The following is a 13883-nucleotide window of genomic DNA, read 5'->3' as shown; positions in this document are numbered from 1 at the left end:
TACATCCCGATGGCTGTTGCAGCTCAAAAGATCGTCCTATCGCCCTCGCGCGACATCCCCTTCAACAAGCTGGTCCTGAGCCAGTCGAACGTCCGACGCATCAAGGCCGGTGTCTCGATCGAAGACCTAGCGGCCTCGATCGCCCGGCGCGGCCTGATCCAGAGTATCAGCGTCTTCCCCGTCGTCGATGCCGAAGGCAACGAGACCGGCATGTTCGAGGTGCCGGCCGGCGGACGCCGGTTCCGGGCGCTGGAACTGCTGGTGAAGCAGAAGCGCCTCGCCAAGGTGTCGCCTGTGCCGTGCGTAGTGCGCGAGCGCGACAGCGCGATCCTCGCGGAAGAAGTCTCGCTCGCCGAGAACATCGAGCGCGCGCCGCTCCATCCCCTCGACCAGTATCGCGCCTTCCAGGACATGCGCGACAAGGGCATGACCGAGGGGGAGATCGCCGCAGCCTTCTTCGTGCAGGCCCAGGTCGTCAAGCAGCGGCTGCGGCTCGCTTCGGCGTCGCCCGCGCTGCTCGAGATTTATGCCGAAGACGGCATGACGCTGGAGCAACTCATGGCCTTCACAGTGTCGAGCGATCACGCCCGTCAGGAGCAGGTCTGGGACGCGATCAAGGACGCCTGGTCGAAGGAGCCTTATCAGATCCGGCGCATGCTGACCGAGACAACCGTCCGCGCCTCGGACAAGCGCGCGGTTTTCGTGGGCATCGAGACCTATGAGGCGGCGGGCGGCGTCGTCATGCGCGATCTCTTCCAGTCCGATGATGGCGGCTGGCTGCAGGACGCGAGGCTGCTCGACCGCCTGGTCGCCGAAAAGCTCAGGGCTACTGCCGAGACGATCGCCGGCGAAGGCTGGAAGTGGATCGAGGTCGCTGTCAGCTTTCCCTACGACACGACGCGCGGCCTGCGGGAATTGCAGGGCGAGCCGCTCGACCTTTCGGCCGAGGAGCAGGCGACCATCGAGGCGCTCAATGCCGAGTATCAGAAGCTCGAAGCCGAGTATGAAGGCGCCGACGAACTGCCGGACGAGGTAGACCAGCGCCTCGGCGAGATCGAGACGGCACTAGCCGCCTTCGAGACCCGGCCGGTGCGCTACGAGGCGGACGATATCCCTCGCGCGGGCGTCTTCATCAGCATCGCCCATGACGGCAGCGTCGCCATCGACCGTGGCTACGTGCGGGCGGAGGATGACGCGCCGATCGATCCCGAGGTCGAGACCGGCGTGGACGCCGACGGCGATCCGGCCGAGCCGTCGGTGCAGAGGGCGGTCATTACCATCGGCGGCCAGCCTGCCGAGCCCGAGGACGACGAGGATGACGGCGTCATCAAGCCGCTGCCGGAGCGTCTGGTGATCGAGCTGACGGCCTATCGCACGCTCGCGCTGCGCAACGCCGTCGCGGAGAACCCGCACGTCGCCATGACGGCGCTCCTCCACAAGCTCGTCTCGGACACCTTCATGACCCGCATGTATACGGGCGCCATGGAAGCCGGGGTGAAGCACGTCTTCTTCCCGGCCCAGGACGATGCGCTGAAGGACAGCCCGTCCGCCCGTGCGGTGCAGGACCGCCACGCCGCCTGGGCGGGTGATATCCCGAAGGACGATGCTGCCCTATGGGACTGGCTCGCCGACCTGGATGAGCCCAGCCGCATGGCTCTTCTCGCGCATTGCGTCAGCTACGGCGTGAATGCGCTCTATGAGCGGCCGAACCCGCACAGTGGCAGCGGTGTATCCCAGCATACCCTCGACATGAGGCTTTCGCAGGCCGACCGCCTGACGATGGCGACAGGCCTCGATCTGGTCGAGGTCGGCTGGCGGCCGACCTTCGGCAACTACCTGAACCGGGTGACAAAGCCCCGCATCCTGCAGGCGGTCCGCGAGGGCGCCGGCGAGCAGGCCGCGCAACTCATCGACCATCTGAAGAAGGGCGACATGGCGAAGGAGGCCGAGCGCCTGCTGGCGGACACCGGCTGGCTGCCGGAACCGCTTCGCGTGGTCACCGAGGTCGAGGCGTCGACGGCGGAAACCCAGACCAGCGGCGAGGATGACAGCGCAGCGCTGCCTGACTTCCTCGCGGGCGATGACGAGGAGGCCGCCGGCGAAGACGATGAACGCCACCTCGTCGCGGCCGAATGATCGTGCAGGCGGGGCGGCTTCGGCCGCTCCGCCGATTCCCCCAATCGAGGAGCTACGTCATGTCGCAATCCAGCCCGCCGCCCCGGCGCGTCGTCTTCCAATATCTCGTTCCCGTGCAGGTCGAGGTCGAGGACGGGCTCGTCGCCTGCGTCACGGTCATCGACGAGACGCCAGTCCGCGATCCCGCCATCGTCGAGGGCGATCCCGCCTATCTCAGCGAGGCGGTGCAGGCCGCCGACGACGGTCAAGACTGGCCGTCCTGGCGGTTCGGCTACTAGCCGGACAATCTTTCGATCCTTTCCGAGCCCGGCCTAGCGCCGGGCTCTTTTCGTTTCTGGAGCCTGCCATGACCGATTTTCTGACCCGCTTTTCCTGCCTGCTCGACGTTGGCACTGCCGCCAACGCGGCGCGCGCTTTCGAGATCTACGCAACGCTGATGGCCGAGAACGCCCGAGAGGATCCGCCGGCCGAGCCGTTCCTGCTCTCCCTTTCGCCCGAATACGGATCGGCTCGCCTGTGGCTGCGCGATCCTGGCAGCGCCGACCAGCAACTCGCGATCACCTTCGTGACGCGCTGCGCCGAGGCCTTCGGCCTGACTGGACGTTGGGGATTCCAGTGGGCGAATGTTGCCTCGGCTCCCGTCATCGACGGCTTCGCCGGCGGCGCCCACCTGCTCGATCTCTCGACCGGCCGTACGCTTGAATGGATCAGCACCGGGCGCTGGCTCGCCGACCGGCTTTCCGAGGGAGGCGCGCGATGAGCATTCCCGACCATGCCCGCGCCAATTTCGAGACGCTGCTGCACGCCGCGACCAGCGGCGACCTGGCGTTGATGGAATGCACCGAGATTGCGACGGGCGAGGTTCGCTACGTCATCTGCGCCGTTGGACGTGACGCCAGCGACTATGTTCTTACACCATTCGGCCATCTCGCCGATGGCAACCCATTTGAGCTCTACCGCCCGCCCGATGCCCCGACCTGAGGCGGGCGCTCGAATAGATCCGCGACGATAGTGCGATCCTTAGCCGGGAGCGGCGCATCGCCCGCCGGCATGACGCAACTGTCGAAGGCGAGCTTGCCGCAAGCCGGAGCGATGGCCGCTGCCCGCGTCAGAGTGAGAGGTCGGCCGGGACGGGGTTGAGCCCGTCCGGTCGAGAGAAAGCGCCGGCCCGGCTCGCCCGTCTCCCGCTCTTTCGAGGTATCCTCCATGCTCCACGCTCCCGTCTCTGGTGCCGCTCCGGCGGTCTTGCTTCCGCTCGCACCGAACGCGCCGCCGGCGGCCGCCATTCTCGCCGCCGCCGGCCATCTCCTTCCTCATCTCGAACAGGGCCGCGCGATCGATGCCGCGATACTGCGCTCGGCCATGGAACAGGCCTTCGGCGCGTCCGACGCTAGCGGCGCCTGGGACTGGAAAACGGCCTATGACGCCTGCGAAGCGGCAACCGTCCTCTTCATGCGCAAATACGGAAAGCCGCTTTTCCGCAAAGCCGCGTCTCCGGCCGCACGGCTCTCCGCGCTCGGCAAGATCGCCGGGCTGCTGCCGACGCACACGCGCCGGTCTGAGGAGGCCCAGGCGCGTCAGCAGTTCTCGACGCCGACGCCGCTCGGTCTCGCGGCCTTGACCGCCGCAGCGCTCACGCCCGCCGACCGGGTGCTGGAGCCCTCAGCCGGCACGGGCCTGCTCGCGATCCTTGCCGAGATTGCCGGGTCCGATCTCATCCTCAATGAACTGGCCGAGACCCGCGCCGATCTTCTTGCCTCTCTCTTTCCGGCCAATGCGATCACGCGTTTCGACGCCGCGCAGATCGACGATCATCTCGACCGCACCGCCATTCCCAGCGTCATCATCATGAACCCGCCGTTCTCGGTTATGGCGAATGTCTCCGGACGCGTCGCCGACGCCGCCTATCGCCATATCGCTTCCGCTCTGGCGCGGCTTGCGCCAGGCGGCCGGTTGGTCGCGATCACCGGCGCGAATTTCTCGCCCGAGCTGCCGGCCTGGCGCGACCACTTCGCCCGGCTGCAGGAGCGCGGCCGCGTCGTGTTCACTGCGGCGATCGCGGGCTCTGTCTATGCCAAGCAAGGCACGACCATCGAAACCCGCCTGACCGTCATCGACAAGGCGCCGGCCGAGGATGATGCACGCTTCCCGGCATCTCTCGGCATCGCGCCCGACGTGGCGACGCTTCTCGCTTGGATCGAACGCGACTTGCCCCCGCGCATTCCGGTCGCGCTGCCAAAGATCTCCCCGGATACGGCGCCGCGCACCGTTCGCGGCTATCTCGCCAAGGCCGCAGCATCCACGGACGGCCGGCCCACGGCTGAGATCGAAGGCCTGCCGCTTGACTATCAGACCGTGGAGCGGATGCCTCTTGAAGATGGCCGACTGTCGGACTCGATCTATGAGGCCTATGCGCTCCAGTCGGTCCGCATCCCGGAGGCGCAGCCCCATCCCACCAAATTGGTCCAGTCGGCCGCCATGGCGTCGGTCGCGCCGCCGAAGCCGAGCTATCGCCCGACGCTTCCAGCCGCGATCGTCACCGGGGGCGTTCTGTCCGACGCCCAGCTCGAGACAGTGATCTATGCCGGCGAAGCTCACAGCGAACACCTCGCAGGCGCCTGGATTGTGGACGAGACCGGCGATCTCGTCACCGCCGCGCCGGACGACGCTCCAAGCGCCGTCCGCTTCCGCCGGGGCTTCATGCTCGGCGACGGCACCGGCGCCGGCAAGGGCCGTCAGTCCGCCGGCATCATCCTCGACAACTGGCTGCAGGGTCGCCGCAAGGCAGTATGGATCTCGAAGTCCGACAAGCTGCTCGAAGACGCTCAACGCGACTGGTCGGCGCTCGGTATGGAGCGCTTGTTGGTCACGCCGCTATCCCGTTTCCCTCAGGGCACGCGGATCCGTCTCAGCGAAGGCGTCCTTTTCACCACCTATTCCACGCTACGGTCCGACGACCGTGGCGAGAAGCTTTCGCGCGTCAAACAGATCGTCGAATGGTTGGGCTCCGACTTCGATGGAGTCATCATTTTCGACGAGTCGCACGCAATGCAGAACGCCGGCGGCGGCAAGGGAGAACGGGGCGATGTCGCGCCCTCACAGCAGGGCCGTGCCGGGCTGCGGCTGCAGCACGCGCTGCCGGACGCGCGTGTCGTCTACGTTTCTGCCACCGGCGCGACCACAGTCCACAATCTCGCTTACGCCCAGCGGCTCGGGCTGTGGGGCGGTGACGATTTTCCCTTCGCCAACCGCGCCGAGTTCGTGGAGGCCGTCGACAATGGCGGTGTCGCGGCCATGGAGGTGCTTGCCCGCGACCTGCGCGCGCTCGGCCTCTACACGGCCCGGTCGCTCTCCTATGACGGCGTTGAATACGAACTGGTCGAGCACCAGCTTACGCCCGAGCAAGCCCGCATCTACGATGCGTATGCCGGCGCCTTCGCCATCATCCATAACCATCTCGACGCCGCGATGCAGGCCGCCAACATCACCGGCGATAGCGGCACCCTGAACCGTCAGGCGAAGTCGGCCGCGCGTTCTGCATTCGAAAGCGCCAAGCAGCGGTTCTTCGGTCATCTGCTGACCAGCATGAAGACCCCGACGCTGATCCGCTCGATCGAGCAGGACCTGGCCGACGGGCACAGCGCCGTCATTCAGATCGTCTCGACCGGCGAGGCACTGATGGAGCGCCGACTGGCCGAGATTCCGACCGAGGAATGGAACGACGTGCGTGTCGACATCACGCCGCGGGAATATGTCCTCGACTATCTCGCCCATTCCTTCCCGGTGCAGCTCTACGAGCCGTTCTCCGACAGCGAGGGCAATCTGTCGTCGCGGCCAGTCTTCCGGGACGGTCAGCCCGTCGAGAGCAGGGAGGCCGTCGCCCGCCGTGACGAGCTGATCGAACGGCTCGCGTCGCTAGAACCCGTTCCCGGCGCCCTCGACCAGATCGTCCAGCGCTTTGGCTCCGATGTCGTCGCCGAGGTCACCGGCCGTTCACGGCGCGTTGTGCGCAAGGGCGATCGCCTTGCCGTCGAGAATCGGGCGGGCTCGGCCAATCTCGCCGAGGCCGCCGCCTTCATGGACGACCAGAAGCGCATCCTGGTCTTCTCGGATGCGGGCGGTACGGGGCGCAGCTATCACGCCGATCTTGGCGCGAAGAACCAGCGCCTGCGTATCCACTATCTGCTGGAGCCGGGCTGGAAGGCCGATGCGGCGATCCAGGGTCTCGGTCGGACCAACAGGACCAATCAAGCTCAACCGCCGCTCTTCCGCCCGATCGCCACTGACGTGAAGGCTGAGAAGCGCTTCCTCTCCACGATCGCGCGTAGGCTCGATACACTCGGCGCGATCACGCGTGGGCAGCGCCAGACCGGCGGACAGGGTCTCTTCCGGCCAGAGGACAATCTCGAAAGCCCCTATGCGCGCGGTGCGCTGCGCCAGCTCTATCTGCTGCTCGTGCGTGGCAAGGTCGAGAACTGCTCGCTCGACCGCTTTGAGTCCGCCACCGGTCTCAAGCTCACGGATGACAACGGCATCAAGGACGAGCTGCCGCCGATCACGACCTTCCTCAACCGTCTGCTCGCGCTGACCATCGACCTGCAGGGCGTGCTTTTTACGGCGTTTGAGCAGCTCCTGACGGCGAAAGTCGACGGGGCGGTTCGCAGTGGAGTCTATGACGTCGGACTCGAAACGCTGCAGGCCGAGAGCTTCATCGTCACCGGCAGCGAGGTGATCCATACGCACCCGGGCACCGGCGCGGAAACTCGGCTTCTCACCATCACCCGCCGGGAGCGCAATCGACCGACGAGCCTCGCCGACGCGCTCGATCATCTCTCCGATCCGCGCGCACGGCTCCTGGTCAATGGTCGCTCCGGCCGCGCCGCCGTGCAGATTTCCGCACCATCGATGATGCTCGACGATGGCGAGATCGAGCGCCGCGTCTGCCTGGTCCGGCCGATGGAGCAGCACTATGCGCCGCTGCGCATGATGGGTGAGAGCCAGTGGGAGGAAGCCGATCGCGCCGCCTTCGCCGCCGCGTGGTGGGCTGAGTTGAATGACGTGCCGGAGTTTTCCGACAGCACGATCCACATTGTCGCCGGCCTGTTGTTGCCGATCTGGAAGCGGCTGCCAAACGAGTCGACGCGGGTCTACCGGCTCCAGACCGATGGCGGCGAGCGCATCATCGGCCGCCGCGTCTCGCCCGCCTGGGCGGCAAACGCCGTCACCACGGGCGCAACATCGCTGACCCCTGAGCAGGCCTTCACCGCTCTGATGGACGGCACGACGATCCTCGATCTCGCTGACGGCCTTCAGCTTCGGCGCGCCCGCGTCATGAATGCCCAGCGCCTGGAGCTGACCGGCTTCACCGAGGCGATGCGGGACCGGCTGCGCACCTACGGCCTGTTCAGCGAGATCATCTCGTGGAAGCTCCGCTTTTTCGTGCCGGCCGACGCCGCCGGACCGGGCGTCCTCGCCAAGGTGCTCGATACATATCCCGTGGCGCGCATCTCCGAGCGGGAGGCCGCGTGATGGCACGTCAAGACGCTTCCGATCTCGCGCACAGTCTCGGCCGGCAGGCCGAGGCGGTGTGCCGGCATTATCTTTCCAGCGGTCGCCGCGAGGGCAACTACTGGCTCGTGGGCGATGCGCGCAACACACCCGGCCGCTCGATGTATGTCCGGCTCAAGGACACGCCGAAAGGTCCCGCCGGCAAATGGACCGACGCGGCCACCGGCGAGCATGGCGATCTCCTCGACGTCATCCGAGAAAGCTGCGGCCTCATCGACTTCAAGGATGTCGCCGACGAGGCGCGGACCTTTCTCTCGATGCCGCCGCCGGCGCCGGAGGCCCGTCAGCACGAACGGCCGAACCCAGCGCCGCATGGCTCCCCCGAAGCGGCCCGCCGACTGGTCCGCATGTCGCAGCCGATCCACGGCACGCTCGTACAAACGTATTTACGGGAACGCGGCATTACGGATTTGCGCGGAACCGGAAGCCTGCATTTCCACCCGCGCTGCTATTATCGCCCCGAAGAGCATTCGCCGACCGAGACCTGGCCGGCGATGATCGCGGCCGTCACCGACCTCGACGGCAAGATCACCGGGGCGCATCGCACCTGGCTCGATCCGCGCCGCCGCGATAAGGCGCCAATCGACACGCCGAGGCGAGCCATGGGCGATCTTCTCGGCAACGCGGTCCGCTTCGGCATAGGCAGCGATGTGATAGCGGCGGGCGAAGGCATCGAGACCGTCCTGTCGCTTCGTCAGGTCCTTCCCGACATGCCTATGCTGGCGGCGCTCTCCGCGGCCCATCTCGCTGCAATCCTGTTCCCCGACACACTGCGGCGGCTCTACATCGTCCGCGACAACGATCCGGCCGGTGACGCTGCGCGCGACACCCTCATCGAACGGGCCGACGCGGCCGGGATCGAGGCGATTGTCATCTCGCCGCAGCTGGGCGACTTCAACGAGGATCTGCGCAACCTCGGCCTGGACGCATTGAGCGTGGAAGCCCGGTTGCAGGTCGCGCCGCAGGACGTCGCGCGCTTCATGGCGTTGGCGGCATAGCCGGCAGGAGAACGGGCGTGAGGTTCGCCGCCGTGCTCGGCGGATGCATCATTCCATCGGAGGGGGCCCGCGCCTCGGCCTTCGAGAGGGCGATCGGCCCACAGGCCGGCCAACCGGGCAATGGCGGCGGCCGACTATTTTCCGGCGCGGCCGAGAGGCCGCTTTCCATCGCGAGGCAAAATAGCCGGCCTTAGCCATCGAGCCCTACGCTTTCGCTCCGGGTGCCCGGTCGTCCGGCCTGCGGGCTTCGTCGCCATGAAGGCCGCGACGGTCGCGGTCCAACCGACGGAGCATCCCATGCGCGAGCACGACGACTACGAACCGCATCACGAATCGTCACCCACCGACCATGTCCTCAACGAACTGCAACTCCACGGGTACCGCCCCTTCACCGACGAGCCCGACCAGCGGCTTCTGCCGGACGGCAATCAGGCCGCGGGCGCCGTCGCCGACATCTTCGACGCTCTGATCGGCACCCTGGCAGACACGCGTCTCGAACCTGACCTCGACGATCTCCTCTGGTCGACCGTGAACGTCTTCCACCGCGCCACCGACCGGATCGGCCGCGAACTGGATGACAATGAGCAGTCCCAGAAGCGGGCGCAGCGCGAACAGGACGGCAGCGAGGTGAAATCGGTCGAACTGGAGCGCCTGATCGCAGAGGGGATCACGCTGATAGAGCGCCAGAACGCCTTCGAGCTGATGCGCGACCAGGCCGCCGAACACTACGAACGCCACGTCGGCAAGCCTTGGCTCCCGCGCAGCGGATCGAAGGTCAACCATCGCAATCTGACTTCGGCGATGATCGACAGCCGCGACTTTCTCATGGCGAAGAAGCGCGCCGATCAGGAAGTACTACTTCCGCCCGGTCCCAAGATCATCGTCACCGGCGGCCTCGACTTCAATGATCACCAGCTTATCTGGGCAAAGCTCGATCAGGTTCACGCCAAGCACGCCGGCATGGTTCTGGTCCATGGAAAGTCGCCAAAGGGTGCCGAGAGGATCGCCTCGCTCTGGGCATCGAACCGCAACGTTCCGCAAATCGGCTTTGCACCCGATTGGACCAAGCACGGACGATCGGCACCGTTCAAGCGGAATGACCAGATGCTCGATATCGTGCCGAAGGGCGTGCTGCACTTCCCGGGCACGGGCATAAATGACAACCTCGCCGACAAGGCCAAGAAGCTCGGCATTCCGGTTTGGAAGCACGGCGGCGCGTGAGCGCCGCCACGCATGGGCCGCTGCCTAGCGCTTCATCTTCGTGACTTTGTAGACGCACCCGGAGCGATCATACGTGGTCCAATCACCGACTTGCTGACCGTCTTCAAAGTAGCCGGACCGCAGCTTCGAACCGTCGCGGCGAAACCACTCCCAGTATCCGGTAGGTTGTCCCTCCATCGTCTGGCCGACGACCCACAAGCTTCCGTCCTTGTGTCGCTTCTGGAAAGCGAGCGTCTCCGTCATCGGCAACCCCACGTTCAGTCTGGCTCGCCTGTCACTGCGATACGGGCGGATCGCGCGTAGAAGGCAAGCTCGGTGTCGTTTTCGATCAACGCGTCGAGGAGCGCTTTCATATCCGCTTGGTCCGAAGACGACTGGAAGGGGCCCGGCTGCCGCTCAATCGCCAGCACAGCGATCGTCAAAGCCTTTTTCACGAGGTGCAGATTACGTCCTGTGAACTCCGCCATCGTCCAGCCCTTCGCGACTCTACACTTGCCGCCAAGAGCATAGCGCAAATGAAGCCATCTGAGGACACGACGCGAGGCTGAGTCGAAAGCAGCGTCGAGACTGTAAAACGGGTCTCCCGACGCGAAGACCACCTCCGCCTATCAGCGCTGATCCTTGGTCCAGCCGCGGACTTGTCGCCATCAACCCATGAAGGGTCGGCTATGCGAGCATGCCGCCGCTGCGGCTGCGCCTGCGCGGTGATTGCAGTCCACGGCCGAACACTTCGGGCGCCTGTCGGCGGGGGATGGTCCCCCGCTCCAGCAGGAGCCCAGCAGATGTCCCTCAATCAAGCTCACGCCTTCGCCTTCAGCCTCGCCACCACCCTGATGGTCTCGATTGTCATCTTCCAGGCGGGCGACGGCAGCATGGGTGTCATGCCCGCGGGCGAATATGACGGCGAACTCGCCGCGATCGTCCATGAGGTTGATCCCTTCGCCCGCTGATCGCGGGCAAGGCTTCACGGCCGCAAGCGGAAGTCCGGCAGGATTTCCGCTCCCGTCCCGGCTTGTCATTCGCTATACTTCAGGCGCGCTGTGGTGGTGGTGGAGGCGCGATCGTCAGCCATGAACGATTGGAAACCACTGCCATGATCATCCTTGCCATACTCGCATCCCTCTTCGCCGTCGGCCTGCTCTGCTGGCTGGTGTTCACCTTGGCCGTTTTCACTCTGCCCGCCTTCGTCGGCGTGACGACGGGCGCCTGGGCCAACGAAGGCGGCGCCGGCATTGCCGGCGCTGTCGTCGTGGGCGCGCTCGCGGCGGCGATGACGCTCGCCATCGGGCACCTCCTGATCGCCTTCGTCCGCCCGATGTGGCTGAAACTCGTCGTGGCGATCGCCTTCGTCGCCCCGGCGGCGATCGCGGGTTTTCATGCCACCCATGGCATCGTGAAGCACCTGATGCCGTCGGAAGCGTGGCAGATGGCGTTTTCGATCTTCGGGGCCGTCGCGGTCGGGATCACCGCCTTCCTCCGGGTCGCTGGACTAGTGGCGACTCCCAGCCCATCCAGCCCGGGCCTTACTCGGGCATAATCTTTGTCGAAGTCGTTCCGGCGGATCGGAACAGCACAAGACAAAGCATATCCTCGTAGCCTCCGAGGTTGCAGATGAAGCGGTGGGTGCTGATTGTTCATCGCCCCGAAAAGCAGCCCGCGGGGGAGCGCTTTGGGCAACACCGGCAGCGCATCCGTTCGTGCACCGAAGGCTGAGACGCTCCCGGTGGCAGTCGACGGAGATGCTGGAGCGATGCCTGTAGATGGGGAACGAAGCTGCTACGCACGCCCTGCGCCAACTTGCCGATGCGGGAGGGTCGCCATCTTCTCCGTTATCTGACCGTGCCTAGACCGCTCCAAACGGCCTCTTTAATGGCCTGATCTGGCCGAAGTACGGCTTCGCCTCGATCGCCTATGACACAACAGCCGCGTCGAACTTTCTTCCCCTGCCGGCTGCGCCGTCATTCCTCGCGAGACAAGAAAGCCCTCCTAAGCTGTCAGGCCCCTTCGGGGTGCGCCGTCGACCGCCTCCGGCCTGCCGATCGCCATCGAGGCCGCAATGGTGCGGGCTCGGAAACGGAAAACGGAGAATTACAATGGCGACCATCGGCACCTTCAAGAAGACCGACTCGAACGAGTTCACCGGCGAAATCGTCACCCTCAGCGTCCAGGCCAAGGGCGTGCGCATCGTCCCCGATACCCGCGCCACCGGCGAGAACGCTCCCAGCCACCGCGTCCTGGTGGGCCGCGCCGAGATCGGCGCCGCCTGGTCGAAGCGCTCCAACGAGGGCCGCGACTATCTCGGCCTCAAGCTCGACGATCCGAGCTTCAACGCCCCGATCTACGCCAACCTCTTCGACGACGAGGACGGCGACACCTTCTCGCTGATCTGGTCCCGCCCGAGCGGGCGGCGCGGCGACTGAGGCCTCCGCGCAAGGCCCCGGCCGGAAGGTCGGGGCCTTTCAGCTTTCTGGCAACCGAATCAGCTGACGTTTCCCCGATCGGCTTTGCGGTGGCCAAACTGGCATAGGGCGACTATTATAGTCGTAGTTCTGGCGTGCGCGTAGGTCCGAGTGGGAGGTGATCATGCATGATCACCGCCCGACAATCACGGGCCGCGCGCGCGTTGCTGGGTTGGACACAGGAGACGCTCGCTGACAAGGCTCGCGTATCTCTGACCGCCCTCAAGCGCCTCGAGTCGGCCAGTGGCCTCGAGGTGTACGAGAGCACGCGGGATGAGGTTAGGCGCGCTTTCGAACAGAGTGGCGTCGTGTTCCTGAGCTCCGACCGTGGTGTGGGAGTGATGGTGGTTGATCGCAAAGGGCAAGGCTAACGGCACGCGAGGAGCGAACTCGCAAACGCCCCTCTCATCGGGTTGCGCTAGAAGCTCGCTCGTAACATCGTTAACAAAATGCTCCAGTATGGATGGATATCCGCGCCGGGGAACGCCGTGACTACAAACTTATTTCTTGATGAACCGCCAAGCAGCGCGACGCCGACCGCCTATGACGCGGCCAATGTGAAGCTTTACCTGCGTTTGCTGGATGCCGAAGCGCAAGGCGCTTCCTGGGCGGACGTCGTCGAGACGATTTTCGGGATTTCGGTCAACGCCGAGCCCGAGCGTGCCGAGCGCGTTCACCGCTCGCATCTCGCGCGCGCAAAGTGGATGACGAAGAACGGCTATAGCGGTTTGCTGGCCGGCCGCGTGAACTGAACGTGATGCAGGTTTCGCATCACGTTGCTCCGCCTTCGTTATTCCCAGCCCCCACACAACTTGGAATCGTGTCCGCAGCTCAATTCGCGCGCTAAAACTGCGGAGGCTGTGGAGGATGTCTGAAGAAGATTCTTGGCGGTCAGAGGCCGCTTACGACTATGTCGATGCTCTGTCTCCCGGAGATCTCGCCTGGGAGTTTTTGCGGAGAAACACCGAGTACCGGCGATCATACGACGAATTCCTCCAGGCAGGCGACAACACCGAAGAACTGACCCGGGAGTTTACATCCCGATGGGGGTTGCGATTTCCCGGCAGATCCTTCTGCATCTGCAATCGTCTCTCCAGTCTATTGGGACGCCCACTTCGATCCATCGATCGTCGTCCTCGGCAAAATCCCGACGGCTCACACGCCTCCCTCACTTGACGATTTCATCAGGGCGCAGGCCATAAATGGCATCGATGGCGAGATGCTGCGCCTTCAGATCCGGGGCGAAATTTTCGACGCTTCTCTGCGCGACGGTGCCGGAAGTCTCGCGGCCATGGTCCTTCTTGATGAGCTTACGCCCGACCGCCTGAGCACGCTGGCTCGTTTTTGGGCGGCTCTCGCTGGAAAAACCGTCCCGCCGGATCCGCGTATCACCCGATCCCGACAAAAGCGGGCGCGCGAAATGCTGCGCGTCCTCGACGGTCGGGCTGTCCGTCGTCAGAACATTCGGCACAACTCGCGGCGTAGATTAGCGGAGTGCGGA

At 65.3% G+C, this 13883-nt stretch carries 16 protein-coding genes; 14 read left to right on the top strand and 2 right to left on the bottom strand.

Annotated elements, in window-relative coordinates:
• The first annotated feature begins 9 nt into the window (after positions 1-9).
• The 7 genes from ACVMLK_RS01670 (at position 10) to ACVMLK_RS01640 (ending at position 9923) form a co-directional block, all read left to right on the top strand.
• Positions 10-2136 (top strand): ParB/RepB/Spo0J family partition protein, encoded by a 2127-nt coding sequence (locus ACVMLK_RS01670; protein ID WP_024350852.1) that lies wholly within the window; start codon positions 10-12, stop codon positions 2134-2136.
• Between the two features lie 59 nt (positions 2137-2195).
• Complete coding sequence (locus ACVMLK_RS01665) at positions 2196-2414, top strand: hypothetical protein (RefSeq protein WP_024350851.1); 219 nt, start codon at positions 2196-2198, stop codon at positions 2412-2414.
• A gap of 68 nt (positions 2415-2482) precedes the next feature.
• The gene (locus tag ACVMLK_RS01660) at positions 2483-2896 is read left to right on the top strand and encodes a hypothetical protein (RefSeq protein ID WP_024350850.1); all 414 of its coding nucleotides are present in this window, start codon (positions 2483-2485) and stop codon (positions 2894-2896) included.
• Positions 2893-3117: a DUF6117 family protein gene (locus ACVMLK_RS01655; protein ID WP_024350849.1), complete on the top strand. Its 225-nt coding sequence runs from the start codon at positions 2893-2895 to the stop codon at positions 3115-3117. Before ACVMLK_RS01660 ends, ACVMLK_RS01655 begins: the two co-directional genes overlap by 4 nt.
• A gap of 225 nt (positions 3118-3342) precedes the next feature.
• Entirely contained in the window at positions 3343-7665 is a 4323-nt protein-coding gene (locus ACVMLK_RS01650) for a strawberry notch family protein (protein WP_024350848.1), read from the top strand.
• Entirely contained in the window at positions 7665-8702 is a 1038-nt protein-coding gene (locus tag ACVMLK_RS01645) for a DUF7146 domain-containing protein (RefSeq protein WP_024350847.1), read from the top strand. The genes ACVMLK_RS01650 and ACVMLK_RS01645 overlap by 1 nt, the downstream gene beginning before the upstream one ends.
• Before the next feature lie 297 nt (positions 8703-8999).
• Positions 9000-9923 carry a DUF2493 domain-containing protein gene (locus tag ACVMLK_RS01640; RefSeq protein WP_024350846.1) on the top strand — a complete coding sequence of 308 codons (924 nt, stop codon included), beginning with the start codon at positions 9000-9002 and terminating at the stop codon, positions 9921-9923.
• A gap of 24 nt (positions 9924-9947) precedes the next feature.
• On the opposite strand, the gene ACVMLK_RS01635 is transcribed toward ACVMLK_RS01640, so the two are convergent.
• Positions 9948-10166, bottom strand: a complete 219-nt coding sequence (locus ACVMLK_RS01635) for a toxin-antitoxin system YwqK family antitoxin (RefSeq protein WP_024350845.1) — start codon at positions 10164-10166, stop codon at positions 9948-9950.
• Between the two features lie 14 nt (positions 10167-10180).
• Positions 10181-10390, bottom strand: coding sequence for a hypothetical protein (locus tag ACVMLK_RS01630; RefSeq protein ID WP_024350844.1), 210 nt, complete (start codon positions 10388-10390; stop codon positions 10181-10183).
• A 315-nt stretch (positions 10391-10705) separates the two neighbouring features.
• Between ACVMLK_RS01630 and ACVMLK_RS01625 the strand changes: the two genes are divergently transcribed.
• From ACVMLK_RS01625 to ACVMLK_RS01595, 7 genes are all read left to right on the top strand, one after another.
• Entirely contained in the window at positions 10706-10873 is a 168-nt protein-coding gene (locus ACVMLK_RS01625) for a hypothetical protein (protein WP_167522629.1), read from the top strand.
• A 143-nt stretch (positions 10874-11016) separates the two neighbouring features.
• A complete protein-coding gene (locus ACVMLK_RS01620) occupies positions 11017-11460 on the top strand; it encodes a hypothetical protein (protein WP_024350843.1) in 444 nt (147 codons plus the stop codon).
• Between the two features lie 556 nt (positions 11461-12016).
• Entirely contained in the window at positions 12017-12343 is a 327-nt protein-coding gene (locus ACVMLK_RS01615; RefSeq protein WP_024350842.1) for a DUF736 domain-containing protein, read from the top strand.
• A gap of 167 nt (positions 12344-12510) precedes the next feature.
• The gene (locus ACVMLK_RS01610) at positions 12511-12753 is read left to right on the top strand and encodes a helix-turn-helix domain-containing protein (protein ID WP_024350841.1); all 243 of its coding nucleotides are present in this window, start codon (positions 12511-12513) and stop codon (positions 12751-12753) included.
• A 78-nt stretch (positions 12754-12831) separates the two neighbouring features.
• Positions 12832-13134, top strand: coding sequence for a DNA -binding domain-containing protein (locus ACVMLK_RS01605; RefSeq protein WP_070154326.1), 303 nt, complete (start codon positions 12832-12834; stop codon positions 13132-13134).
• 115 nt (positions 13135-13249) lie between these two features.
• Entirely contained in the window at positions 13250-13558 is a 309-nt protein-coding gene (locus ACVMLK_RS01600; RefSeq protein ID WP_354320922.1) for a transcriptional regulator domain-containing protein, read from the top strand.
• A 43-nt stretch (positions 13559-13601) separates the two neighbouring features.
• The coding region (locus ACVMLK_RS01595) for a DNA -binding domain-containing protein (RefSeq protein ID WP_457485420.1) at positions 13602-13883 on the top strand (282 nt) is incomplete at its 3' end.

This window comes from Teichococcus aerofrigidensis, from assembly GCF_054073225.1.
Note: the sequence above shows the minus strand (reverse complement) of the source record. Positions and strands in the feature narration are given on the sequence as shown.

Coding starts and splice junctions, on each gene's coding strand:
- ACVMLK_RS01600 (WP_354320922.1), top strand. CDS start 13,250: ATGTCTGAAGAAGATTCTTGGCGGTCAGAGGCCGCTTACGACTATGTC.
- ACVMLK_RS01610 (WP_024350841.1), top strand. CDS start 12,511: ATGATCACCGCCCGACAATCACGGGCCGCGCGCGCGTTGCTGGGTTGG.
- ACVMLK_RS01645 (WP_024350847.1), top strand. CDS start 7,665: ATGGCACGTCAAGACGCTTCCGATCTCGCGCACAGTCTCGGCCGGCAG.
- ACVMLK_RS01620 (WP_024350843.1), top strand. CDS start 11,017: ATGATCATCCTTGCCATACTCGCATCCCTCTTCGCCGTCGGCCTGCTC.
- ACVMLK_RS01650 (WP_024350848.1), top strand. CDS start 3,343: ATGCTCCACGCTCCCGTCTCTGGTGCCGCTCCGGCGGTCTTGCTTCCG.
- ACVMLK_RS01630 (WP_024350844.1), bottom strand. CDS start 10,390: ATGGCGGAGTTCACAGGACGTAATCTGCACCTCGTGAAAAAGGCTTTG.
- ACVMLK_RS01605 (WP_070154326.1), top strand. CDS start 12,832: ATGCTCCAGTATGGATGGATATCCGCGCCGGGGAACGCCGTGACTACA.
- ACVMLK_RS01625 (WP_167522629.1), top strand. CDS start 10,706: ATGTCCCTCAATCAAGCTCACGCCTTCGCCTTCAGCCTCGCCACCACC.
- ACVMLK_RS01635 (WP_024350845.1), bottom strand. CDS start 10,166: ATGACGGAGACGCTCGCTTTCCAGAAGCGACACAAGGACGGAAGCTTG.
- ACVMLK_RS01665 (WP_024350851.1), top strand. CDS start 2,196: ATGTCGCAATCCAGCCCGCCGCCCCGGCGCGTCGTCTTCCAATATCTC.
- ACVMLK_RS01640 (WP_024350846.1), top strand. CDS start 9,000: ATGCGCGAGCACGACGACTACGAACCGCATCACGAATCGTCACCCACC.
- ACVMLK_RS01660 (WP_024350850.1), top strand. CDS start 2,483: ATGACCGATTTTCTGACCCGCTTTTCCTGCCTGCTCGACGTTGGCACT.
- ACVMLK_RS01615 (WP_024350842.1), top strand. CDS start 12,017: ATGGCGACCATCGGCACCTTCAAGAAGACCGACTCGAACGAGTTCACC.
- ACVMLK_RS01670 (WP_024350852.1), top strand. CDS start 10: ATGGCTGTTGCAGCTCAAAAGATCGTCCTATCGCCCTCGCGCGACATC.
- ACVMLK_RS01655 (WP_024350849.1), top strand. CDS start 2,893: ATGAGCATTCCCGACCATGCCCGCGCCAATTTCGAGACGCTGCTGCAC.